Source organism: Echinicola arenosa (assembly GCF_014841125.1).
GTDB lineage: Bacteria > Bacteroidota > Bacteroidia > Cytophagales > Cyclobacteriaceae > Echinicola > Echinicola arenosa.
The window spans coordinates 911,713-935,898 of the sequence record NZ_JACYTQ010000002.1 but is presented as its reverse complement, the minus strand read 5'-3'; the positions used below and the strand labels follow the sequence as shown (position 1 = coordinate 935,898).

Here is a 24,186-nt window from a genome sequence, read left to right as displayed (position 1 = left end):
AGTTAAAATTACATGTTTGTTCGAAGATGGAAATTTTAAAGAAATAAATAACTTAAAAATTTAGATATGTCAGAATATTTAATGTAAATTTTTTAAATAAAAAACATTTTCTTTTTAGAAACCTTTTGATAACTTTATATAGGTTAAGATTTGAATGATTTTCGGGCAATATCCATGATTATCGGAAAATCAAAAGTTTGCAGTACCCATTTTGTCTTAACTATTGAGTACAAGGTTGGGCTGATTTCAGTCTATGTTAATAAGTCTCTTAACAAAACCATGATCACCTATTTTATCAAATTTCTTAATTAACAACCTATGAAAAAAAAATTACATGCCCTATTGTTGTTTGCGCTAGTGCTGTTCAGTCATGCACTCTGGGCGCAGACCAAAACGATTACGGGTACTGTTACTGATGTGAGTGATGGTTCTGCCATTCCCGGAGTAAACGTATTCGTAAAAGGAACATCATCAGGAACATCTACAGACCTTGACGGTAAATATTCATTGAGTGTACCTGAAGATGCCATTGTAGTGTATTCCTTTATTGGTTATACAACCCAAGAAGTTTCTGTTGCGGGAAAAAGCACCATCAATGTTGCTTTGGTACAGGACAGTGAAGAATTGGGAGAAGTGGTGGTAACTGCCTTAGGTATCAGTAAGGAAAAAGAAAAGCTAGGCTACTCCGTAACGGAAGTAGGCAGTGAGACCTTGAACAAAGCCCGTGAAACCAACGTAGCCAATTCCCTAGCTGGCCGTGTGGCAGGTTTGGTAGTGAAAGGCACCAATAGTGGGCCGGGCGGTACTGCTAAAATTACCCTAAGAGGTTTGCCTAGTATCAGTGGTACAGGTTCTCCACTTTATGTGATTAACGGTATTCCGATGGACAACTCACAACGTGGTGCGGCGACCCAATGGGGAGGTGGAGATAACGGTGACGGTATCGGTAACCTAAGCCCGGATGATATCGAAACCATGACGGTGCTAAAAGGTCAATCTGCTTCCGCACTATATGGTTCAAGAGCTTCCAATGGGGTGATTTTGATCACCACAAAAAAAGGTAAAAAAGGCAGTGATTGGTCATTGAACTATACCATGAACTTTATGGCTGAACAAGCGGTGGATTTTACAGATTTCCAAAATGAATATGGTCAAGGTACTGGTGGTATCAAGCCAACTACTGCTGATGATGCAAAGACCACTGGTAGGTTAGCTTGGGGAGCAAGAATGGATGGTAGTCAGGTAATAGGCTTTAATGGCGATCAGTACACTTATTCACCAGCAAGCGAAAATTATATTGATTTTTATGAAACGGGTACTAACCTGACCAATACCGTTTCGGTTTCCAAAGGTTTTGCAGAAGGCTCCTTCAGGTTGTCATTGTCTAATCTCAATGCGAATTCAATTGTTCCCAAAAGTGGAATAAAGAGAAATACCATTAACTTGAATGTGGAGCAGAATTTGACAGATAAGTTAAATGTATCTGCCATGATCAACTACATAGATCAGCAGTCCGATAACATTCCTTTCCTGAGCGATGGACCTAAAAATCCGAACAATTTCTTGCTATTGGCTCCAAATATTAATCCTAGCATTTATGCTCCTGGATACAATCCAGATACAGGCGCTGAAACTGTTTTTAGTGATGATATTTATGTAACCAACCCTTATTTTATCGTCAATCAAGGAGAGAATGACTTGGGAAGAAGACGTACGATAAGTGCCTTATCTGCTAAGTATAACTTTACAAATAAGATTTATGCCATGCTGAGATTAGGTAATGATGTTTCTAATGACAAGTTCTTCAGCGTTGATCCTTATGGTTTGGCTTATTCGGCTGATTTAAAAGGTAATTTGAATTCAAGAGGCCAGTCTGAAAGATCAGAATTGAACTTAGAAGCTATTTTTGGGGCAACGGTTGATTTGACTGAGGATATCGAGTTGGATGCGGTTTTAGGGGCCAATAAGCGGAACAATAAGTTTGAAACTGTAGGAGTAGGAGGTAGCCGATTTGTTCTTCCTTATTTATATTCTCCATTTAACGTAGAGACTTTCTCAAGATCATATGATTACAATGAAAGGGAAGTCAACTCCGCATATTATTCCTTAGGTTTTGCGTATAAAGACTTCTTGACTTTGACCACTACTGGACGATACGATGTATACAGTACCTTGCCATTAGATAATAACAATATCTTCTCTCCGTCGGTGAGTATGGCCTTTATATTCAGTCAGTTCCTGAATGTCAGTGCGCTTGATTTTGGTAAGTTAAGAGCTTCTTATGCGGTGACCAGTGGAGAGCCATTTGATGCTTATCAAAGTAAGTTTTATTATACTTCAGCCAACTCTTATAATGGTGTCCCTGCAGGATCTTCCCCAACGGCATTACCAAACCTTTCCCTTAAACCATTTACCACAGACGAAGTGGAATTTGGTTTGGATTTGAGTTTCTTCAAAGGAAGGTTATCATTTGATGTGGCTTATTTCAATAAAACTACGCATGACGAGATCATGAATGCTAACTTGAGTGTTACTTCTGGTTTTACCAGTGCTGTTGTTGCCACAGGTTCTACCAGTAACAAAGGTTTGGAATTGTTGGTTTCAGGTTCTCCTATTGTAACTCCAACATTCAGTTGGACTTCTTCCTTTAACTTCACCAATGTGAAGAATGAGGTGTTGAGTACGGATGACAACAATAATCCAGTCAACCTGGGACAGAACAGGGCCACTTTGGGCAATGCCGTTACCGCGTATGTGGTGGGAGAATCTGGACCTCAAATAAGAGCCTATGACTATGCTTATGATGGCAATGGAGATATTATGGTAGATGCCAGTGGACTTCCAGTAAGAGGTGAATTGAAAAGTTATGGTTCTGTATTGCCAACTGTATATGGTGGGTGGAATAACGAATTCAGATTCAAGCAGGTAAACTTTGCTTTCTTGATTGATTATAATTTTGGAAACAAAGTATTATCAGCTACAGAGTTCTACTCCCATTTCAGAGGCCTTCACAAAAACACGCTTGTGGGCCGGGAAGACGGTGTCACTACCAATGGTGTGACCGCCGATGCACAAAGTTATTACCAAGCATTGGTACAGAATGTGACCAGCACGAGTGTGGTTGATGGAGACTTCATCAAGTTGAGACAAGTAACACTTGGTTATACTTTCCCTGACAAATGGTTTGCCAATACCCCAGTGTTGGGAGGAATGAATGTTTCATTGGTGGGTAGGAACTTGGCCATTTTGATGCGAAAAGCGGACAATATTGATCCTGAAGCAAGCTTTGGTTCAAACATCAATTATACTGGTATTGAAGGAACCAGTTTGCCGAGTACCAGATCTTTCGGGTTTAACCTTAACTTCAAATTGGACTGATTATGAAAAGATATATAAGCATATTCCTAACAGGATTATTTCTGGCAACCACTGCCTGTGACGGTGATTTTGAAGAAATCAACACTGATCCAAACAGGGCTGATGGGGACGTTTTTGACCCCAATCTTATTTTGCCAACGGTATCTTATGACTATGGAAACATGATCACTGGTTATACTGGTGCGATTCTTTTCCAAAGTATGTGGGTGCAAGTCATGTCTTCCACTTCTACGGGAGGTGCAAACTATTACTCCAATGCTGACAAGTATGTACCTTCAGGAAGTACTAACAGCTATATCCAAAATGTTTGGAGCAATGGTTACTCCGCAGCTTCTAGGGTCAACCAAATGCAGAAACTTTCCATGGAGAAAGGATTTACCAACCTGAATGCGGTAGGTGGAATTATGAAGGTGTTGATTCTTTCCTTTGTGACGGACATCTATGGAGACGCTCCCTATTCACAGGCTTTAAAGGCCGAAGAAGGGATCACCCAACCTGTTTATGATTCTCAGGATGTCATGTATATGTCGATGTTGGCTGATCTTGAAACTGCATTGACTACATTGAGTACAAGTGGAGATCAAATCAAGAACGATGTGCTTTATAGCGGAGATGTAGCCAAATGGAAGAAATTTGGTTATTCATTGATGCTTAAAATGGCGATGAGATTGGTAGAGGTTGATCCTTCCACTGCCCAAAGCTATGTACAAAAGGCAATTGCTGGAGGTGTATTTGCTTCTCCAGCTGATGAAGCGGTTTTGGTGTCAGACCAGGCCAATGGCTATTCCAACTCCAGTGCCAATGCCCTGAATGTAGTGGATGATATCTATGAGGTTCGTTGGTCAAATATTTTGATTGATTACATGAAGGCCAGCAATGATCCTAGATTGGCAGTGATCGCAGAAGTGCCACCAGCAGGTCTTGCAGCCAATCGAAATGGTAATGTAGTAGGTAATAATGATCCTGCCGTACAAATCGGTATGCCAAACGGTTTTGATATTAAGGGCGGAGCTACAGATATCTCCAATGAGCCTAATTTCCCAGGTCCAACAGGAACAGGGGATGATGCGACTCCAATTGGTGCCTATTCTAGACCGACAGCGATCTATAGAGATAGAGACGCTCCGGTGTTTATCTTAACGTATGCAGAAGTCCAGTTGCTATTGGCTGATGCTGCGGTAAGAGGTTATACCACTCCAATGACTGCTGCTGAGCATTATGAAGCAGGTGTTTTGGGAGCCATGACCACTGTAGGTAAATTTGGTGGAGGAACAGTCTCTTCGGCCGCCGCGCAAGCTTATGCAGAAGCCAATCCGTTGGATATGAGCACGACTGATGCCGCTTTAGAGATGATCAATATGCAGATCTGGGCGACAACGGGTATTCAGGTGAACTTTGTGGAATCTTGGAACAACTGGAAGCGTTCGGGTTATCCTGAATTGACCCCTATAAATTACACTGGTAATTTCTCTGGTGGTCAGATTCCAAGGAGACAGCCTTATCCAGCCTCTGAGAGCACGACCAATAGTACCAACTTGCAAAACGCCATCTCCAGAATGGGTGGAGATACCTGGGTCAATACCGTTTGGTGGGATGCCCAGTAGTAAGTAATAGGGAATAGAATTGTAAAAAGGAGGGTTTTGGCCCTCCTTTTTTCGTATGGTTGATTTAAATTTCTTTGATTGCCATAACCACAAAGGCCAGTTCGTCTTCAATATTGTGTTGGAAGAATATTTTATTGTCCTTTATGAAATTGTTGGTTGAATAGTGTTCGTTTGGAATTTCATTTTCTGAGATTTGGTTGAAATTTTTATCGAAAGCCGTTAGGACATAAGTCCATTCTTGCATGTTGAGAGAACCTTTTCCGATAGAAATTCTATAATATCTTTCATGCCCTGGGTCTGCAATGAAATTTTTGAAGCTAACCACATTTTCAGTTTCTAAATATGTTTTATTAAATTCTTCTTTGGAATGTACCAGGTTCTTGCTTGGTTTTGGTTGTCTATTGGCTGTTAGCTTACTTTCAAATGAATGATGTATGGTGGTATCATTTTTCATGTCGTAAACAAAAAGTTCATTAACGGATCCGTTGGAGATAAGGATCTTATCGTTTACCATTTGAAAGTATATCGAGGAGTTTCTGGACATCCTGCCCCCATCACTTAATAATTCCACCTTGTAAGCTTTAATGGCATCAAGCCCTTTAATAGGCTTTTTTGTCAAACTTTTTGATTCTATGTTAATTACAGCAATACCGTGAGGTTCGCCATAGCCGTGTCCATATATTGAATAGTATTTATATGTTATGGGGTCTATCGTGCCGAAAGTGTTTATTCTTTCATTTATGCTAAGCCTATCTCCTTTGAGGTCATCATTGTTCAATTTAAAGTTCTCCAGTTTTTGTCCATTTCTGTCGAAAATTTGTATCCCGTCACCGAAATTGTTGATCATAAAGTTTCCATGACCAAAATGATCTATACTGGACACATTGCTGGTGGTGCCATTTGGTCCCTCTGTGTCAAAGGGGATTTGTTTATCCAACTTTAGCGTATTGAGGTTGATGACATCGATGAGGTTTTGTTTGCGGTTATAGTTAAAATAGTAGTTCAAATCATCACTAAAGTCAGTTCTAGGAACTTGATTTTCAATTAAAATTATGTTTTCTCCAGAGTCGATAAAAAGGGTGTCCAGTACTTCTAGAGTAAATTTCTTCTCTGCATTTTCAGACAAACTTGAAGTGACCTTGGAGGATTTTTCAGAGCAGGAAAAGATCAAAAAAGGTAAAGCGGCAAAAAGTAGTTTTTTCATCATTGTAAAAAGAATAAAGGTTGAAATATTGATTTAGATTTCTTGTATCTTCATTACCACAAAGGCCATTTCATCTTCTATATTTTCTAAAACAAAAATATTGTCATCTTTGACAAAACTGACATCGATGTAGCTGTTTAAGGAAATATTATCAGTTTCGAATACCTGATGGAATTGTTCATCAAAGACCGTTAAAACCATTGAACTCCGATTTCCTTCTAACTTTTCACCCTTTGAGAATCTATAATATCGTTTGTGTGTAGGGTCAGGGATGATTTGACGTAACCTTATGCTATTTCCCGTTTCATCGAGTAGACTTTTAAATTCCTTTATGGAATTGGTTTGCTGTTTACTAGGTTTGGAATTATAATTTTTTAGAAAATTACTTTTGTAGGTGTGGTGATAGGTGCAGTCATTAGCAATGTCATAAACATATAACTCATTGATATAATCATTGGATATTAGTATTTGGTTGTCATGCCCTTTGAAAAATAATCCTGGACCAACTACCCTTCCGTATGTTCCATTGTATGAAACCTTAAATTCCTTTATTTTATCGAGACCTATAATTGGTCGTTTCGTAAACGTTTGGTCCTTTAAGTTAATTATAGCCACACCACCTGGTTCGAAAAAATTCTTGAAATAAATAGTATAGCAATACCGTCCGTCATCACTTAGTATTCCAAAAAAGGTATCGATATACTCACGTCCTACAAGGGAATCACCTTTCAAATTGTCATTATCTAAGCGTATCTGCTTGATTTTTTCCCCACCATAATTAAAGACTTGGATCTTATTCTTGCTATTAATCAATACTTGTCCCGATTTGGTAAAGTCAATACGCTTGATTTTTCCAGTGCCATTTGGCCCCTCCCTTTCTAATTGGATCTTTCTCTCGAAGCGCATCTCATCCAGATTTATAACGTCGATGAGGTGTTGCTTTTGGTTATAATTGTAATAGAATTTAAGGTCTTCACTTACATCTGTTCTGGAATCAATGTTTTCTATGAGAATAATTTCCTCTTTTGCATTTACAAACAATGTATCTACAATTTTAATGGAGAATTTACTTACTTCAACATTTTGCTTATTAGAAGGTTTTTCCGAACAAGAAAAGATCAAGAAAGACAAAACTGCAAAAAATAGCTTTTTCATAAAATAGAAGTTTTGGTTCAAAATCCTTATAAAACTAAGGCTTTTGGTGAACAATGCAATTTATAGTGGGTGACAGCACAATTACAAGCTAAAAAAAGAAACAGGCCGGGACCTTGATTCCCGACCAGCAATTAATTACTTACTCTCTAATACTCCCATTTTGGATACAAAGTCCCAAATCGTGATCCCCATACTTACTGAAATGTTCAAAGAATGCTTGGTGCCCAACTGCGGAATTTCCAACACATGGTCACTGGCCAAGATCACATCTTCTTCCACACCGAAAACCTCATTTCCAAAGACCAAAGCATATTTTTGATCAAGGGAGGGCTGGAATTCATGAAGCAAGGTACTTTTGTCCACTTGTTCCAAAGCACATATTTGGAAGCCTTCTTTCTTTAAACTGCCGATGGCATCCAAGGTGCTTGTGGCGTATTCCCAGGCCACGGATTCTGTTGCACCCAAAGCCGTTTTTTGAATGTCTCGATGGGGAGGGGTTCCGGTAATTCCACACAGATAGATTTTCTGGATCCGGAAAGCGTCAGAAGTCCTGAAGGCTGAACCTACATTGTTCAGACTACGGATATTATCCAGTATGATGACCAAAGGGATTTTATCTGAGGCTTTAAACTCATCTACAGACAAGCGGTTAAGCTCCTCCATGTTTAATTTTTTCATTCGGTTTTTGTTTACCTTTTTGAATCGATTAATTTCAGGCTTTGAATAATATCCAAAAGTAACATTTAAGATTTAAATCAGGTAGAAGATGGCCAAAGCAAAGGCAAAAGAAGCGAAGGAAACTCCCTTAATGAAGCAATATAACAGTATCAAAGCCAAACATCCTGGTGCATTGTTGCTGTTTAGGGTGGGGGATTTCTATGAGACATTTGGGGAAGATGCCATCAAAGCCAGTAAGGTACTGGATATTGTCCTGACCAAAAGGGCCAATGGTTCCGCCAGCCATATAGAATTGGCAGGTTTTCCACATCATTCGCTGGACAGCTATTTACCCAAACTGGTTCGTGCCGGAAACAGGGTGGCCATCTGTGATCAACTGGAAGATCCCAAAGAGGTCAAAGGAATTGTAAAGCGGGGCGTGACCGAATTGGTGACACCAGGGCTTTCCTTCAACGATAATGTGTTGGATAAGCGCCGAAACAATTATTTGGCTTCTATTTATTTTGGAAAACAAACCTTGGGCATCGCTTTTCTGGATTTATCCACAGGAGAGTTCATGTGTGCCGAGGGAAACAGTAGCTATATTGAAAAACTGCTGCAGAGCTTTAGTCCTTCTGAAATTATTTATTCAAAAGCGGATAAGTCCCGGGCAGCCGAACTGCTACGAGATGATTTCACGACTTTCCACTGCGAGGATTGGGTGTTTCAATATGATTATACTTATGAGAAGCTGACCAATCACTTTGAAACAAGTAACCTTAAAGGTTTTGGAATTGAGAACCTGGAACATGGGATTGTTGCTGCTGGAGCCGTGCTTTATTATCTCGAAGAGACGGAGCACAAGGAAGTGAAGCACATTGCTTCCATTTCCAGAATTGCAGAGGAGAAGTTTGTGTGGCTGGATAAATTCACCATTCGTAACCTTGAATTGGTTTATCCACAACAGGATGGAGGAGTTCCACTTATCCACATTTTGGACCAGACAGTAACACCAATGGGCTCTAGAATGATGAAAAAGTGGATGGTGCTGCCATTGAAAGAAAAAGCACCTATTGAGGAACGATTGAAAGTGGTAGAACATTTCCATGCCGAAACGGAATTGTCTGAGGAGATTCTTTCTCATTTAAAGCATATAGGTGATCTCGAAAGGTTGATTTCAAAAGTGGCCGTGGCGAGAATCAATCCTCGTGAAATGAACCAGCTGAAAAAAGCACTTAAGAGTACTTTGCCGATCAAGCAACTTTTAAAAGGCCAGAAAAACCCTTCCCTGAAAAAATTGGGAGATCACATCAATTCCTGTGAGTTTTTACTGGAGAAAATAGAAAAAGAGCTCAAGGAGGATGCTCCAATGCTGGTACATCAAGGGAATATCATTTGTGATGGTGTGGATGCAGAACTGGATGAATACCGAAAGCTGGCTACCTCAGGAAAAGACTATTTGGTGCAGATTCAGCAAAGGGAAATTCAGCGAACGGGTATCAGTAGTTTGAAGATTGCTTATAATAAAGTCTTCGGGTATTATTTGGAAGTCTCCAATGCGCATAAAGAAAAGGTGCCGGCCGAATGGGTCAGAAAGCAGACCTTGGTGAATGCTGAACGATACATTACCGAGGAACTCAAGGAATATGAAGATAAGATTCTTCATGCAGAAGAAAAGTTGATTGTGCTGGAGCATAAGTATTTCAACTTATTGATGCAAAGTGCCGGAGAATATGTCACACAGATCCAAGAGAATGCCCGCATATTGGCCACGGTTGACTGTTTGGTTTCATTTGCACTTGTAGCCAGCATGAATGGTTATAGTAGACCAAAAATAGCCGATACAGATACTTTGGAAATCAAAGATGGCCGCCATCCAGTGATTGAGAAACAGTTACCTGTCGGAGAAGATTATGTGCCCAATGACATTTACTTGGACAATAATTCCCAACAAGTCATTATCATCACAGGGCCCAATATGGCGGGTAAATCAGCTTTGTTAAGACAGACGGCGCTGATTGTTTTGATGGCGCAAATGGGCAGTTTTGTGCCGGCTTCCTATGCCAGGATAGGTATTATAGACAAGGTCTTTACAAGGGTAGGGGCTTCAGATAATCTTTCCAAAGGAGAATCTACCTTTATGGTGGAAATGACCGAAACGGCCAGCATCTTGAACAACCTTTCAGATAGAAGTTTGGTATTGATGGATGAGATTGGTCGGGGGACATCTACCTATGATGGGATTTCGATAGCTTGGTCCATTGTGGAGTTTCTGCACAACCACCCGAAATTCAAGGCAAAGACCTTATTTGCCACTCATTACCATGAGCTCAACCAGTTGGCAGAGGATTTTCCAAAGGTGAAGAACTTCAATGTGTCGGTGAAGGAAGTGGGGGATAAGGTGATTTTTATGCGTAAGCTAAAAGAAGGGGGTAGTGAGCACAGTTTTGGTATTCATGTGGCCCAAATGGCAGGTATGCCCAATCCTGTGGTGCTAAGAGCTGCTGAAATAATGGGGCATTTGGAAAAGGACAAGGACATGCATCAGCAGAAAGAAAAGATGAAGGATATGCCCAAAAACAATTTCCAATTGAGCCTTTTTGAGATAGATCCTAAATTCAAAGAAGCGCAGGAGTTGTTGGATGCCATAGATATTAACACTATTTCTCCTGTGGAAGCCTTGTTGAAGCTAAATGAAATCAAGAAAAAGTTGGAGTAAAAATCTGCCTGAAAATCAGTGTAATAGTGTGTTGGGTGCTTGAAAAGAAGAAATTTTTTATGGGCATCTATTGCAGTTTAAAAAAAGCTGCGTACATTTGCACTCACAATGACGGAGATAACACGGTCAAAGTCATAGATTTCATAACAAGCGAAAGTAGCTCAGCTGGTAGAGCACGACCTTGCCAAGGTCGGGGTCGCGAGTTCGAATCTCGTCTTTCGCTCTCAAGGGCCCTTAAAAGAAGGGCTTTCTTGTTTCTGAAGTAAGGTTTGATAAAAAGCTTTGAAACAAGTAAAGGTAACTTCTACGAAAACTAGAAGAAGCCGGGATGGTGGAACTGGTAGACACGCAAGACTTAAAATCTTGTGGCCATTAGGCCGTGCGGGTTCGATTCCCGCTCCTGGTACAGAAGCCTCGCAATTTGCGAGGCTTTTTGTATTTTATGGCAATGTATACAGTTTATGCCATATCGAGTGAGGTAAGAAATTATATTTATGTAGGATTGACATCTAATTTGGAGGATCGACTACACCGCCATAATTTGGGCTATGAGAGGACAACGAAACCCTACCGTCCCTTTCGCTTAATCTATAAGGAACAGTTTGAAACGAGGTTGGAAGCAAGGAATCATGAGAAATATTTGAAGGGAGCGTCAGGAAAACGGTTTTTGAGGGAGAATTTTCTATAGGTTATTGTGCGGGCCTGTCTACCGCCAGGTAGATTCGATTCCCGCTCCTGGCCTGCCTGTCCGGAAGGCAGGTACAGAAGCCTCGCAATTTGCGGGGCTTTTTGTATTTTATGGCAATGTATACAGTTTGATGGTCCACAAATTAAGGATGAACACAGCTTTTAATTACTTCTGTGTTTACCGGCCTGATGGCAAGACAAACTCATATCTGTCTGAGGTGAAAAGGATGATTGTAAAGAAAGTATGTAGCATTCAAAGATTCTTGCCTCATCAGCTTTTTGGTTTGATCTAAGCCCTCTTTCATAAACTGTTTTGGTGATCTATGCATTTTTTTTGTTTTAAGAAGCTATTTTATTGGTTTACAAATAGGTGTGGTTAATTGATGTTTTTGCCTTATTGATTTATCTTTAGTGATGAATGCATTGGCACTGTCTTTGTATTTCAACACTTTTGAAAACTAAACCAACACCACATGACTATGAAAAAATCGATAGGAATCTTTTTGGCAGCATTGGTGCTGCTAGGGTCTTGTACCAAAGATGACGAACAGCCAAACGGGCAACAATCGGAAAAACCAACTATGCCACCTGAAACCAGTATGGCTCCGGACATGACGATGTTTGATGACCAAGGTTCTGAAGGATCAAGAGAAATGGCTGTTGGTAATTGGGCTTATGCTGCTATTAATGTAGGAGTGTACAGTACAATTCTTTATTCCCATTTGGCAGTACCAGTGACGGCATTTAAGGCGACTGTTGATGCAGAAGCTGTATACAATGAGAGTCAAGAGCTTTGGGTTTGGGAAAAAGGCTTCCAAGTGGAGGGCAAAGGATCTTATGAGGTAAGACTTACAGCTGATGTCGATGGGCAGGATGTGACTTGGACTGGTTACATTTCTGGTGAAGGAGTTAACAACTTTGTTTGGTTTACAGGAACTTCCAAACTAAATGGTGAAATGGGTTCGTGGGAGTTGTATGAATCTCCATCGTCTTCTTCTGTGTGGTTGTCCAATACTTGGGAATATGATCAAGAAGCTACCAAGGGTACTACTACTTTTACTGTAGAGAAGGAAGGAGAAAATAAAGGTAGTTCCATTACTTACGAAGTGGATGGCTCTATGGATATGGATAGAAGTGTGATGATTACTAATGTAAGTTCTGGAGATAAAATCTATGTTAATTGGAGTAAAGAGGGGAGCTACGGAAGGGTAATGAGTGAAATGCACTTTGACGATGAATTGTATCATTGCTGGGATGCCAGTCTCCAAGATACGCAATGTGAGTAAACAACCAACTATTATAAAATGAACCAAGACCTGATAAACGATCGTTTATCAGGTTTTTTTATATTAGGAGACTTTACAATTCCGATTTTAAATGAATTGATTAATAAATTTTGGATTATGGATTTAGATCAGCTTCGAAAAGACTTTATGCCAAAAGAGTTGGTGTTAAAATTGTTTACTGAAATACCATCTGGACACTGGGAGGAGCAATTCAAGTTGCTCGACGACCATTTCAAAAGTATTAAAGATCAAATTGATCCTGATGTGTTTTTTATCAGGACAAACCAGCAATATGGCTTTTTCAGTTGGGAGGCTGGGCGTTATAAGGAGGCCATCAATTTTTATGAACAGGCCATCAGCCGGTTGACATATGATGATTATGATTTTCTGTATCACATAATCTCATCCCAATTGATAAGGTGTTACAGATTGATAGGAAACATGGAAATGGCTATGCAGTGGTTTGATACTTCGGTGAGTAAGAGAAGGAATGTCGATAGCCTGTTTCACCTTTTGGATTTGATGAAAGAATACAGGCTAATAGTGCTTGATACCCATAAACATTTTGATGAAGACTATTTGGAAAATGTTCAGGAGATCATTGATGGATTAGGGTTTCCTACCGAGCTTAGCGACCCCATCACTACGTTAGAAGAGATAGAAACTCTAAATGGCGTTTGGAATAGGAAATTGGGACAGTTAGAACTCAATACACGAGATGATGTGAAGTTAAAAAAAGAATATTTGTCCACCTATAAGAAGGAGTGTCCTATAGGTTGGTATAGAGATTACGCTGCAAAAGCTTTGGAAAAGCTGGCTTAATGTTACTGGGTATTTCATTTCAGCGATTATGCATCCTTTTCCTGTAGTCTAAAGACCAAGTCCTTGGCCAATGTCCCTATGGTACGGACATTGTACCAAACAGCATTAACATCCATCAGCAAACCATTGGCCAGGTGGCCGACAGCATAAATTCCATCTCCGCCTTTGGGTGATATTATTTGCATCGTTCTTTCATTGATCAGAGCGCCTCCTACTGCGTAAGGGCTCAGGTATTCTTTTTGGAGTAGGTTCTGGATGAGCTCCCCATCCATATTTTCCAAAGCGGAAGAGCTTCCTGTGGCATTGATCAAAAATGCTGGTTCAATGGCCTCTTCCTTGTCAGTCATGATGCTAAATCCACTTCCATTGGGTGTGACTGCATCAGGGCTTTTCATGGAATGGACATTCAGCTGACCTTTTTGGAAAAGCCTAAGGAGTTTTTTGGCATTATGAAGCGGGGTGGGATGCCGATTGATTGCCCATTGGCTACCTATCCACTTTTTGAAAAGTACTTTTTGGTCGGTATCCATCCAGCTCCAAATGGTGGAACTGTCATATCTTAGAGAGTAGGACACATTCATCAAAGCATCTCCTCCTTTTTCCGCACAGGCTATGTCCCATTCGAGTAGGTCTTTGGGGGATTTACCTGCCCTGTCCATGCTTTTCCAATCCACAGGTTGGCCTTCATAATGTTCAACCTCTTTCATAAATAGCCTGATCAAGGTTTTTACTTGGGGCTTGGAAAGACTTTTTCTTTTGATCTTGTGGATATTTTCAAGAGTCAAATGTTTTCTTTCGAATTCACCTTGTTCTATTGGTTGGGCTCTGGGAAGCATTCCATCGGGTGAAAAAAGACTGATCTTGCCTTTGTGGCCATGGTCCAGCAGGGTCATCACGCAATCAATGGCACTGAGACTAGTTCCGAGTACGCCTACATGTGAGGTGCTTGGGATTTTTTCTTTGATCCTGGATGTTGGCCAAGGGAAATCAAGGTAAGTAGGGAATTGAATCAATGATTTAAAGGTGCTGGGTTTGGGAGTGCCAAGAGTCAATACAATATAATTGGCTTTTAGGCTTGTTTGATCAGAAAAAGTAATTTCATAGTCCTTTTTGTACCTTGAAATGTCCATGGCTTCGCTGTGGATAACTTTTACCGATAAATGGTGTTTTTTAGCTCTTTTCAGATAAGTGTTGGCTTGTTCTGCGATGTAATCTCCATAAAGCTTCCTTGTGGTATAGGCATTATCCATGTCGTGATCAACTTTGACGTCAGCACGATGTTTTCCACCATTGTTTTTGAGCCAATCTGCAAAGTGTGCAGGTTCATTGGCAAAGATGCCCATCAGATTGGCTTGAGTATTTAGGATATGACCAGGTTGGGGAGTGCCAAAGGCAAGACCATAGCCCAATTTTTTATCTTTTTCTATTAGAGTTATGCTAACCTTGTTCTGGAGTTTAGCGGTAACGATTTGGATAAAAAGTTCGATAAAGGTGGAGATGCCATTGGCTCCTCCGCCAATGATGGCAATGTTTTTCATATTGGGAATCCGTTCAGGCTATCAAAATTCTTACTCTGTCTAAGATAGGGAAAATAAATACATATGGGATAAGTTGTGCAGCTTGGTTAAAGAATTTAATTTGTGAAAACGAATAACTAATCTGAACGACTTTACAATGGTACAAAAAGCCTTTACGATCCTATTTTTTGTTTCTTTAAGCTTTTGTTTACATGCCCAGACTAAAAGTCCTGAGGTTTTTTTAGGATATAAGTTGGGAGAGCGATTTACTCCACATTACCGGATTGTGGATTACTTTGAGCATGTAGCCGCCAATAACAGTAATGTGGTTTTACAATATTATGGCCATACCAATGAAATGAGACCCTTGTTGGTGGTATTTGTGTCAGCACAGAATAACATCAATCAGTTGGAACAAATTCGTGTGGATAACTTACGCCGGGCAGGTTTTGAAGAAGGAAGTCCTGAGACCAATATTCCCATAACCTGGTTGAGTTATAATGTCCACGGCAATGAGGCCGTCTCCTCGGAAGCTACGATGAAGACCCTTTGGTCTTTGGTGGATCCAGCAAAGACGGAAAACAAAGGCTGGTTGGAGAAGAACTTGGTTGTGATCGACCCTTGTATCAACCCTGATGGTAGGGACCGCTATGCCATGTGGTACAACCAGAAGATGAACATTCAGCTCCAGCCTGATTTTCAATCTATCGAGCATCAGGAGCCCTGGCCGGGAGGAAGGGCCAATCATTATCTATTTGATCTCAACAGAGATTGGGCTTGGCAGACTCAAGTAGAATCCCAACAAAGGATGGTTTTGTACCAAAATTGGATGCCACAGATTCACTTGGACTTTCATGAACAAGGCATCAACAGCCCCTATTATTTTGCTCCGGCGGCGGTCCCTTTGCATGAACAATTAAGTGATTTTCAGTTAGAGTTTCAAAATATATTTGGTAGAAACACCGCCCATTATTTTGATGAGAACAACTGGTTTTATTTTACCAAGGAAGTATTTGACCTTTTGTATCCCAGTTATGGAGACACTTACCCTCTTTACAATGGTGCCATTGGGATGACCATTGAGCAGGGAGGGTCAGGTGCAGCAGGCATTGGTGTGCATACCGCTGAAGGTGATACGTTGACTTTAGAGGATCGGATCAATCATCATCATACTACAGCCATGTCCGCCATCGAAATTACCGCCAAAAATGCGGATAGGCTGCTATCAGAATATACAGCCTATTTTAAGAACAATCGGGAAAACCCCAGGGGGAAGTATAAGAGTTTTGTGATCAAAGGGGACAACCCTCCTGCTAGGATCGACAATTTATTGGCTTTGTTGGATAAAAACAGGATCAGTTATAAACAAAGCGGAAGAAGTGTAAAATTGGAAGGCTTTAACTATCAGCATGGGAGAGAAGTATCTTTTGCTTTATCAAAAGAGGATATCATCATCAGTACAGCTCAGCCGAAATCGGTATTGACACAAGTGCTCTTCGAGCCCTCACCGCATTTGCAAGATAGTTTGACATATGATATCACGAGCTGGGCTTTGCCTTATGCTTATGGTTTAGAAGCCTATGCCTTGGAAGAAAAACTGGTTGGGAATAGACCTTATCCACAGCTCGATTTTGAAGAAAACAATGTGGATAATGCTGTTTTGGCCTATATCGCTCCTTGGAATGATGTCAAGCATGCTGCATTTCTCGCTGGTCTTTTGCAAGAAGGGATTCGTGTCAGGTATGCTGAATATGCCTTTGAAGTAGGAGGACAGTCTTATCCAGCAGGGAGTCTGATCATTACCCGAGGAGGAAATGAGTATTTGGATCATTTTCATGAAAGGGTAGTAGACCTGGCCAATGATTTTGAACTTAATTTGGGCAAAGCCAAGACAGGATTTGTGGATAAGGGCAAAGATTTTGGCTCTTCTTATGTGAGGACCATCATGCCCCCATCTGTCGCTGTATTTAGCGGAGAGGGGACCTCATCTTTGAATTTTGGAGAGGTTTGGCACTTTTTCGAGCAGGAACTAGCCTACCCAATTAGTGTTTTGGATGTAAGAGAAGTATCTCAATTAGATCTCTCGAGATATGATGTGATCATTATGCCTAGCGGCAGGTACACCTGGAAGGATGAGGAGAGGCAAAAAGTTGATAATTGGGTAAAGGATGGGGGCAAGCTGATAGCCATAGAAGGGGCTTTGGACTTGTTTGTGAATAAAGAAGGGTTTTATTTATCTACTTATACACATGAAAAGGATAAGCCCGATGAAATATCTCTAGATTTGGAAGAAGAAACTGAAAGTTTGATAGCTCCTTACCAAGAAAGAGAGAGAATGGCAATTTCAGATAATGCACTAGGGGCTGTGTTTGAAGTGGAAATGGACAGTACTTACGCTTTAGGGTTTGGGACTTCTGGTAAATACTATACCCTAAAAAATAATTCTGAGCGATATGGATATCTCAATAATGGTGTAAATGCTGGGGTTATAAAAAACACCGAGCAATACCGCACTGGTTTTATTGGCTATAAAGTGAAGCAGAGAATGGAGCAGTCAATTGTATTTGGTGTGGAAAGCCGTGGTAGTGGGGAAGTCATTTATATGGTAGATAATCCATTGTTCAGGAGTTTCTGGGAGAATGGTAAACTGATCATGAGCAATGCCATCTTTTTAGTAGGACAATGAAAGCGCTTCAACTTCTATACAGGTAGATCCGTTAGAGTTAGTATGAAAAAGAAGAAGAAACTTATAAAGGAGCTTAAGGAAGAAGTTACAGAAGAATGGGATGTGGAGGATGGTTTTGGTGGATTGCCTGACGATCTTGATCTGAGCAAAAATATAGGCTGTGCCTCCAATAAAAATAAAAAAAGAAAGGATGATTGAGCAATCATCCTTTCTTTTTGAATCGTGAGCATTAATCCTCCTTCTTCCCTTCCGGATAGAAATGGTTTACATCTCTCTGGGGAAAAGGGATTTCAATATCATTGGCTTCAAAGGCTTCTTTCAAGGCTTCCATATTGTCAAAGTACACAGGCCATAAGTTAGCGGCATCAGTCCAAACCCTAGCAACCAAATCCAAAGAGCTATCGCCGAAACTTGTAAAGAAAACCACTGGCTCTGGATCTCTATGGATTCTTTCGTCTTTGGCAAATACATCCTGCATGATCTGTTTGGTTTTCTTTAGATCGGTTCCATAAGCTACTCCCACATTAAATTCTGTTCTTCTGGTTGGCTTATTGGACATGTTGATAATGTCAGAATTGGCCAAAGCGCCATTGGGAATAACAATGTCCTTATTGTCAAAGGTATGCATCTTGGTGTAGAGAATGTCGATGGACTCTACCACTCCCAAATGCCCTTGAGCTTCGATCACATCATCAACCTTGAAGGGCTTGAATAGCAATATCAACACCCCGCCAGCAAAATTGGACAGGGAGCCTTGCAATGCAAGACCAATGGCCAAACCCGCAGCACCCAGAATCGCAACGAATGAGGTTACGTCTATTCCTATAGTGTATGCTATGGTTAGGAATAAAAGTACATAAAGTAATGCGCTTACGACACTTACCAAAAAATTCGTTAGTGAAGGGTCTGGATTTCTTTTCGCTATTACTTTTTTGATCGAGTTTAAAATGAACTTGATGATAATTTTACCTACAATGTATATTATGATAGCATAAATGATACCTAGCGCAATAGGTTTTATCGTTTCTATCCAATTCATATTTTGTAGGGTTTCTACCATGTTATTGGCCTCTAAGGTTTCAGTATTGTCTTGCATAAAATATAAAGTGATTAGTTGAAAATGTAAATTAATTGAAAGTGCAATAGATCACAAATAACTTGCCATTGGAATCTTAGAATTCACATTTTATTAATTTAATGCAATAAAGTCAAACTTTGAAAAAGAAATAAGATGTTTTAATGGATAATTTGAATTTTAAATAGCCTTTTAGTGAATGGTCTGCAAAGCAGGTTGTTAGTTAGTCATTGGTCAGGATAGGATGCCAACCAAATGATGTACTGAAGTGGCATAAATTGACCATTCATAAAAAACATCGTTGTTGTGTATCTCTTTTCACCAAACTAATGTTTATTTATGGTTAAAATCTAACCTTTAACTATATGAATATTTTTACCGGAAAGTGCTGGAAAGGCATGTTGATGGGCGCCATGTTATTGGGCACATTACTGTCAGGGCATGATGCATTAGCGCAGCGCAAAAAGAAAAAAGATAAAAAGAAAGAAGAAACTGAGGTGGCCAAGCCTAAAGAAAACAAAAATGGCATAAAACCATATGCAGAAGTAATCACCTCAAAGGCCAAGAGCAAAGCAGGTCTATTTTCTGTTCACCAAATTGACACTAAATATTACTATGAAATACCTGATAGCCTCTTAGGCCGTGAGATGCTTTTGGTGACGACCATAGCAAAAACAGCAGATGGTCTAGGTTATGGTGGTGAGCGTGAAAACACTCAAATGGTGAGATGGGACAAAAGAGGTGATGATATATTTCTTAAAAAGGTTTCTTACAGCAATACAGCTGCTGATTCATTACCAATTTACAATGCGGTCAAAAACTCCAACCTGGAACCCATCATTTTTAAGTTTGACATCAAAGCAAAGTCAAAAGATGAGAAGGGATCAGTGATTGATGTTACAGACCTTTTCTCTACGGATGTAAAGACCATTGGGCTTTCAAGCAATAACAGAAAGCAGTACAAAGTCACTCGATTGAGCAGTGACCGTTCCTATATTGATCGGATCACACCCTATCCTATCAATTTAGAAAACAGGTATGTGATGACCTATGAGGCTTCCGAGCCGCCATCAAATTCAAGCATGGGTTCCATCACGGTGGAAATGAACAGCTCTATGGTATTGCTACCGGAGGTTCCGATGATGCAAAGGCTCAGGGACCAACGTGTCGGTTGGTTCTCTACTTCAGTGGTAGATTATGGTCTGGACGAGCAAAAGGCGACAAGAAGAACGTATTTGGACAGATGGAGACTTGAGGTGAAGGAAGAAGATGTGGATAAGTTCAAGGCTGGAGAATTGGTGGAGCCCAAAAAGCCTATTGTTTATTATATTGACCCGGCCACGCCAAAAAAATGGGCTCCTTTTATCAAGGCTGGAGTGGAAGATTGGAATGCAGCATTTGAACAGGCAGGTTTCAAAAATGCCATTCAAGCTAAATACGCACCAACTCCAGAAGAAGATCCTGATTGGAGTCCAGAAGATGCCCGCTATTCTGTGATTAGGTATTTCGCATCGGATATCCAAAATGCTTATGGACCTCATGTATCTGATCCACGTTCCGGAGAGATCATCGAATCAGATATCGGTTGGTTCCATAATGTGATGAACCTATTAAGAAACTGGTACTTTGTTCAGACTGCTGCGGTCAATCCTGATGCGCAAGGTGTGAAATTTAAAGATGAGGTAATGGGTAGATTGGTTAGGTTTGTCGCTGCGCACGAGGTAGGTCATACCTTGGGCTTGCCCCATAACTTTGCCTCTTCTCATGCTTATCCTGTGGATTCATTGAGAAGCCCTGAGTTTACCAAGAAATATGGCACGGCTCCATCCATCATGGACTATGCACGCTTCAATTATATTGCCCAGCCAGAGGACAAAGGCGTCAACCTTTTTCCAAATGTAGGGCCATATGATAAATATGCAATTGCTTGGGGATATACCCCGATCCTAGATGCTAAAACCCCGGAGGAAGAGCAACCTATTTTGGATGAATGGATTTTGGAGAAGCAAGGAAATCCTGTTTACCGCTATGGTCGTCAAGGAAATAGCTATGACCCAAGTACCCAAAGTGAGGATTTGGGAGATAATTCCATGAAAGCCTCCGAATATGGTATCAAGAACTTGAAACGCATCATGCCGAAGTTGCGTGAATGGTCATTGGAAGAAGATCAGCCGTTCAAAAATTACGATGACCTAGAAGAGATGTATGGTCAAGTCGTGACCCAGTTCAACCGATATATGGGGCATGTTCGTACCAATGTAGGTGGCGTATATGAAGTGTATCGTTCAGCAGGTCAGGATGAGGTAGTTTACACCCATGTGGACAAAGCCACTCAAAAAGCAGCGGTAACTTTCTTGAATGAGCAATTGTTTGATACGCCTGATTGGCTCATTGATGATGCAATTGTTGCCAGAACAGAGGATTTCGGATATACTGATAGGATAAGAAGTTTGCAGGTAAACACCCTTAATGGTTTGTTGGAATGGGGAAGATTGGGCCGTGTGATTGAAAATACAGCATTGAATGGAGAAGAAGCTTACTCCATGTTGGAGCTTTTCGATGACTTGAAAAAAGGCATTTGGACAGAGCTTTCTGCTGGTAAAGCAATTGATGTCTACAGAAGAAGTTTACAACGTGCCTACGTAGAGAAAATGGAAAACCTACTTACAGCTGATGCCAGTGGAAGAGGAAAAACCATCAATGCCTCACAATCGGATATTAGGCCTTTAGCAAGAGGGGAATTAAAGACGCTTCAAAAGCAAATAAAATCAGCTATTCCAAGAACTTCAGATAAGATTTCCAAATTGCACTTGGAAGACCTTTTGGTAAGGATAGATCTAATCCTGGACCCAAAGTAAATCAATGGTAATTTGAAATTGACAACATCATGATTAGAAAAGAAGGGGAACGATTTCTCCTTCTTTTTTGGTTTACAGGGTGTTATCAATTGCCTTAGTAATAGGCATGGTTTTACAGGTAGGAAAAATTCCATAAATTACCGTATTTTACCATTCACAATGTTCATCCTTAAATAGCCAAAGCGTATATGTCTTTAAAAACTGCAGAAATATTAAAAGACCATCAGCTTCGCGTCACCAGTTGCCGAAGGGATGTATTGAAAACCTTCTTGAACAAAAATATAGCTTTATCCCATTCTGATTTAGAAGAGGCTTTAAAGGAGAATTTTGATAGGGTTACCATCTATCGTACCTTAAAGACTTTTTTGGATAGTGACCTTATTCATAAAGTGCTGGATGATACAGGAGTTACAAAATACGCCCTATGTCACCATGATGCCTCAGAAGACCATCATGACCATGAACATGTGCATTTCAAGTGTGATGTATGTGGAGAAACACAGTGCATTGCTGAAATAGCATTACCTGATATTAAATTGCCAGAAGGCTTTGTGGTTAAAGAGAAGAGCCTGTTGGTATTGGGGATTTGTGATAAATGTAGCTAAACCTCCATCGGGGAGGTAGGTTTTTTACTTTTAGGCCCTTCACTAGGCCAGATCACACCTGGAGGCAAATCAATTTTTGGGGGAGTGGTGTCTTCTATTCCTCCATCACCATCATCTCCATTGTTGTTTTTATCGCTATTAAAAGGGGGCTTGTTCATAGTGGCAATAAAATAGATGAGCAGCACATAGGCTATTCCGCATAATATCATATCGATGACGAGGCTGCTCATAATAGTTTTTTAGTTTATGATAATTTACAAGAAATATTGTTAGAAGTCAATAAGGTGAAATTCAGGATGTACCTATTTTTCGAAATGGGAAAAAAATCAAGGCTATTTCCCAATTGATTTGTTAAATAACTCTTATCGTTAGATATTTGCCGTTCGAAAAACTATTGTCATGATTGTAAAAACCAAAAAATATAAACTCGAAACGGGTACATATGTGAAAATGGGCTTGACGAATGTCCTGAAAGAACAGTGGTGGGTAATTTTGATTGCCGTGGCCATTGGCTGTGGATATTTTTGGATCCCATCATGGTGGTGGATCAGCATGGCCATCGTGGCTTACTTACTTTATATCCTTTTTTGGGTGATCCAGTTTGCAGGGGTAAGCCAGATGGAGCAAAATAAAATCATGTTTGATAAGCTAGCTTATGAGATCGATAGCCGCCAGATTTTAATGAAGATCAATACCAAGCAGGGAATGCCTATTAACTGGTCCATGATCAAGAGAGCGGAGATGACCAAAGATGCCTTTGTATTGACCATGTCTAAGGCACAATTCATTCATCTGCCTTTTAAGATTTTCAATACGGAAAATGAAAGGAAGTTTGTAGAAACAATCCTTAGAAGAAAAGGATTTATCCAATAAGTAATAAGAAAGGCCGATTTAATCGGCCTTTCTCTTTATCATCAATTACTCAACATGGTTTTCAAATATTGACTGGTTGGGTGAAGAATAGGATTTTTGACTTTTGGTTTCTTGTTTCTGCGGAAGTATTTGCGGTGATAAAAAGCATGATCTGCCTCCACTCGGATTTTGATATCATCTTCACATATAGGTTGGCAGTGTAAGCTTACAGGTTTGTCTTTCCATTCCATACAGGTAATCCGAAATCCTTGTTCTAAAAAGTACCGACTCAAGCCTATTTCTCCATTCAGTATGATTTTGAGTCTTTCTGATTCACTTTCAGCTGGGAAAGCATCACCAAACATGTTGAGAAATTTAGGCTTTGTGAGAAAAGCATAAGTTTGCACGTGCGGTAAATTATCTTGACTCCTTCCGTGGTGGTCTTTGAAGTTGATGGTGCTGCCACAGATGGCTATGTTATCAAATCTGTTGAACTGGTGGGCAAATGATGCCAGCCAGCCTTTTTTATAAGGGCCAATGCCACTTCTGTTTTGGAAAAATATATAATCTTCATTGTTGGCTATGGGTTTAACACTTCTGTATAGTGTAGCGTATGAACTGAAATCCCGACCAATATTCTCCTTGAAATAGATATTTCTTAATTCAATACTAGGATGTTGATCAAACAATTTACGAATGGTCCTGATAAACAGCTTATCAAAAAACGTTAAGCTCTTCACCTTACTGATAGCAACTAAAAGAATCACCTTTTCAACACCATGAGGGGTATTTCTTATCCTGATCAGGTTTTGGATATCCTTCAGGTAAAGTCTCTTATCATTTGCGGTGGCATAGCAATGAAAATACTGAGCGATGCGATCATGGTACATGTAGAATGGTTTAGTTTCGTGAAAGCGAAATATCCTTCCAGCTTTCAATATTTGGTAAGGTGCAAAAATAAATATTTACTTTTCCAAAACAAAAAATTGAAAAAGCAGGAAGGTTGTGTTTAATGGTTAGTTTTTATTAAAAAATCCTAATAATATCTTTTGAAGTTGCTGTTTAGTTTGTTTTAACTAAG

18 protein-coding genes and 2 tRNA genes are annotated in these 24,186 nt (G+C 40.1%); 13 read left to right on the top strand and 7 right to left on the bottom strand.

What is annotated here, in order from left to right:
- Positions 1-318: 318 nt before the first annotated feature.
- Positions 319-3,378: a SusC/RagA family TonB-linked outer membrane protein gene (locus IFO69_RS08645; protein WP_192009657.1), complete on the top strand. Its 3,060-nt coding sequence runs from the start codon at positions 319-321 to the stop codon at positions 3,376-3,378.
- A 2-nt stretch (positions 3,379-3,380) separates the two neighbouring features.
- Positions 3,381-4,982, top strand: a complete 1,602-nt coding sequence (locus tag IFO69_RS08640; RefSeq protein ID WP_192009656.1) for a SusD/RagB family nutrient-binding outer membrane lipoprotein — start codon at positions 3,381-3,383, stop codon at positions 4,980-4,982.
- A 64-nt stretch (positions 4,983-5,046) separates the two neighbouring features.
- Here the strand turns inward: IFO69_RS08640 and IFO69_RS08635 are convergent, their stop codons facing one another.
- From IFO69_RS08635 to IFO69_RS08625, 3 genes are all read right to left on the bottom strand, one after another.
- Positions 5,047-6,189 carry a DUF4221 family protein gene (locus tag IFO69_RS08635; protein ID WP_192009655.1) on the bottom strand — a complete coding sequence of 381 codons (1,143 nt, stop codon included), beginning with the start codon at positions 6,187-6,189 and terminating at the stop codon, positions 5,047-5,049.
- Positions 6,190-6,219: 30 nt separating this feature from the next.
- A complete protein-coding gene (locus IFO69_RS08630; protein ID WP_192009654.1) occupies positions 6,220-7,341 on the bottom strand; it encodes a DUF4221 family protein in 1,122 nt (373 codons plus the stop codon).
- Positions 7,342-7,476: 135 nt separating this feature from the next.
- Positions 7,477-8,019: an RNA methyltransferase gene (locus IFO69_RS08625; protein WP_225444053.1), complete on the bottom strand. Its 543-nt coding sequence runs from the start codon at positions 8,017-8,019 to the stop codon at positions 7,477-7,479.
- Between the two features lie 88 nt (positions 8,020-8,107).
- Here IFO69_RS08625 and mutS point away from each other — a divergent pair, with 88 nt between their 5' ends.
- The 6 genes from mutS (at position 8,108) to IFO69_RS08595 (ending at position 13,512) form a co-directional block, all read left to right on the top strand.
- On the top strand, positions 8,108-10,717 hold the full coding sequence (mutS, locus tag IFO69_RS08620; protein WP_192009653.1) for a DNA mismatch repair protein MutS: 2,610 nt from the start codon (positions 8,108-8,110) through the stop codon (positions 10,715-10,717).
- Between the two features lie 150 nt (positions 10,718-10,867).
- Positions 10,868-10,940 (top strand) — tRNA-Gly (locus IFO69_RS08615).
- Positions 10,941-11,039: 99 nt separating this feature from the next.
- Positions 11,040-11,123 (top strand) — tRNA-Leu (locus IFO69_RS08610).
- 36 nt (positions 11,124-11,159) lie between these two features.
- Positions 11,160-11,405: a GIY-YIG nuclease family protein gene (locus IFO69_RS08605; RefSeq protein ID WP_317173443.1), complete on the top strand. Its 246-nt coding sequence runs from the start codon at positions 11,160-11,162 to the stop codon at positions 11,403-11,405.
- A 478-nt stretch (positions 11,406-11,883) separates the two neighbouring features.
- Positions 11,884-12,690, top strand: coding sequence for a hypothetical protein (locus tag IFO69_RS08600; protein ID WP_192009652.1), 807 nt, complete (start codon positions 11,884-11,886; stop codon positions 12,688-12,690).
- A gap of 117 nt (positions 12,691-12,807) precedes the next feature.
- Positions 12,808-13,512, top strand: coding sequence for a hypothetical protein (locus tag IFO69_RS08595; protein WP_192009651.1), 705 nt, complete (start codon positions 12,808-12,810; stop codon positions 13,510-13,512).
- Between the two features lie 26 nt (positions 13,513-13,538).
- Here IFO69_RS08595 and IFO69_RS08590 read toward each other — a convergent pair whose 3' ends face one another.
- Positions 13,539-15,050, bottom strand: a complete 1,512-nt coding sequence (locus tag IFO69_RS08590; RefSeq protein ID WP_192009650.1) for an FAD/NAD(P)-binding protein — start codon at positions 15,048-15,050, stop codon at positions 13,539-13,541.
- Between the two features lie 136 nt (positions 15,051-15,186).
- Here IFO69_RS08590 and IFO69_RS08585 point away from each other — a divergent pair, with 136 nt between their 5' ends.
- Together IFO69_RS08585 and IFO69_RS08580 are read left to right on the top strand one after the other, a co-directional pair.
- The gene (locus IFO69_RS08585) at positions 15,187-17,715 is read left to right on the top strand and encodes a M14 family metallopeptidase (protein ID WP_192009649.1); all 2,529 of its coding nucleotides are present in this window, start codon (positions 15,187-15,189) and stop codon (positions 17,713-17,715) included.
- Between the two features lie 42 nt (positions 17,716-17,757).
- On the top strand, positions 17,758-17,913 hold the full coding sequence (locus tag IFO69_RS08580; protein WP_192009648.1) for a hypothetical protein: 156 nt from the start codon (positions 17,758-17,760) through the stop codon (positions 17,911-17,913).
- A gap of 31 nt (positions 17,914-17,944) precedes the next feature.
- On the opposite strand, the gene IFO69_RS08575 is transcribed toward IFO69_RS08580, so the two are convergent.
- Entirely contained in the window at positions 17,945-18,754 is an 810-nt protein-coding gene (locus IFO69_RS08575; protein WP_225444075.1) for a mechanosensitive ion channel family protein, read from the bottom strand.
- A gap of 401 nt (positions 18,755-19,155) precedes the next feature.
- Between IFO69_RS08575 and IFO69_RS08570 the strand changes: the two genes are divergently transcribed.
- Both IFO69_RS08570 and IFO69_RS08565 read left to right on the top strand, forming a co-directional pair.
- Positions 19,156-21,648 (top strand): zinc-dependent metalloprotease, encoded by a 2,493-nt coding sequence (locus IFO69_RS08570; protein WP_225444052.1) that lies wholly within the window; start codon positions 19,156-19,158, stop codon positions 21,646-21,648.
- Between the two features lie 188 nt (positions 21,649-21,836).
- Positions 21,837-22,253, top strand: a complete 417-nt coding sequence (locus IFO69_RS08565; protein ID WP_192009647.1) for a Fur family transcriptional regulator — start codon at positions 21,837-21,839, stop codon at positions 22,251-22,253.
- Here the strand turns inward: IFO69_RS08565 and IFO69_RS08560 are convergent.
- Positions 22,250-22,483 carry a hypothetical protein gene (locus IFO69_RS08560; protein ID WP_192009646.1) on the bottom strand — a complete coding sequence of 78 codons (234 nt, stop codon included), beginning with the start codon at positions 22,481-22,483 and terminating at the stop codon, positions 22,250-22,252. The genes IFO69_RS08565 and IFO69_RS08560 overlap by 4 nt on opposite strands.
- A gap of 169 nt (positions 22,484-22,652) precedes the next feature.
- On the opposite strand from IFO69_RS08560, the gene IFO69_RS08555 reads away from it, so the two are divergent.
- Entirely contained in the window at positions 22,653-23,126 is a 474-nt protein-coding gene (locus tag IFO69_RS08555; RefSeq protein ID WP_192009645.1) for a YcxB family protein, read from the top strand.
- Positions 23,127-23,167: 41 nt separating this feature from the next.
- On the opposite strand, the gene IFO69_RS08550 is transcribed toward IFO69_RS08555, so the two are convergent.
- Entirely contained in the window at positions 23,168-23,995 is an 828-nt protein-coding gene (locus IFO69_RS08550; protein WP_192009644.1) for a hypothetical protein, read from the bottom strand.
- Positions 23,996-24,186: the final 191 nt, after the last annotated feature.